We start from the raw sequence: 1,235 nt of genomic DNA, 5'->3' as shown, positions 1-1,235 counted from the left end.
TGGACTTGCCCTGATTTAATGGAGAGGTTCTGTCACTAGTTTACGTTTTATCATCTCGAACTGGATCGGTGATTTATACCCGAGTGCAGAATGTCTGCGCACAGGATTATAGAAGCCGTCAATGTATTCGCCAATGGCTTTGATTGCATCCTTACGTGTGTAGAACACAGTTCGCCATATCAGTTCTGACTTGAACGTTTTGAAGACGGTTTCCACCATCGAATTATCGTAACAATTTCCTTTGCCGCTCATGGATGGAAGCATGCTGTGCGCTTTGAGGATTTTACGATACTCATAACTGGCATATTGGCTTCCCCTGTCCGAATGCTGGATCAAACCCGGCTTTGGTTGCCGGATTGCAATGGCCTTCTTCAAAGCACAGATAGCAAGGTCCTTTTTCATTCGGTCACGCGCTTCCCAGCCAATGATGCGACGAGAATAAAGATCGACAACGATTGCCAGATACAGCCATCCTTCTGCGGTCCATATGTAACTGATATCGACACCCCATTTCTGATCTGGTCCGTCACAAGTGAAGTCCTGATCCAGAAGATTGGGTGCGACAGGCTCACCATGATTGCTGTCGGTCGTGCGTTTGAAGCGCGTTTTCTGCCGGGCTTTCAAACCATTTTCACGCATCAGTCGCGCCGTGCGGTGACGACCTGCTCGAATGCATTCTTCATTCAGTTCAACATGCATTCGAGGGCTACCATAGGTTCCACGTGACAGTGCAAACTGATTACGAATGTGAGCCAGAATAATCATGTCATCAAGCTGACGACGACTGGGCAAACGATGCTTCCATGCATAATAGCCGCTGATGCTGACGCCTGCGAAAGCACATAGCCGTGATAGAGACATATGGGCCTTCTCCGTGTCGATGAACGCAAATTTCATCGACTTGTCTCCCGAGCGAAGAAGGCCGTCGCTTTTTTTAATAAATCTCGTTCTTGGCGTAGAAGCTCGTTTTCTTTACGAAGCCGGGCAAGCTCCTGGCTCATGTCCTCATGCGGACCAGAAAGCAGATCTTTCTCAGCAAAATTGCGCCGCCAACGGTCAAGCGTTGACTTACCAATCCCGAGGTCATCGGCAACCGACGAAATGCTTCGACCACTCGTCGTTAAAATCCGAACGGCTTCGCGTTTGAACTCTTCTGTAAATTCTCGCTGCTTCAATTCTAAGTCTCCTGTCAGTTTTGTCTAACAGAAGCCCTCCACTTTTGAAGGGGAAGTCCA

The 1,235-nt window shown here is 48.4% G+C and carries 1 protein-coding gene; it reads right to left on the bottom strand.

Annotated features, from left to right (window positions below; translation table 11 throughout):
• Positions 1 to 15: 15 nt before the first annotated feature.
• A protein-coding gene (locus WH356_RS23965; protein ID WP_394069811.1) for an IS3 family transposase occupies positions 16 to 1,175 on the bottom strand; the annotation gives its coding sequence in 2 pieces (ribosomal slippage) (positions 16 to 914 and positions 914 to 1,175; 1,161 coding nt in all).
• Between the last annotated feature and the right edge of the window lie 60 nt (positions 1,176 to 1,235).

The organism is Ochrobactrum sp. MYb379, assembly GCF_037479515.1.
Lineage (GTDB): Bacteria > Pseudomonadota > Alphaproteobacteria > Rhizobiales > Rhizobiaceae > Brucella.
The sequence above is the reverse complement of the archived record's forward strand: the minus strand, read 5'-3'. Positions and strand labels throughout refer to the sequence as shown.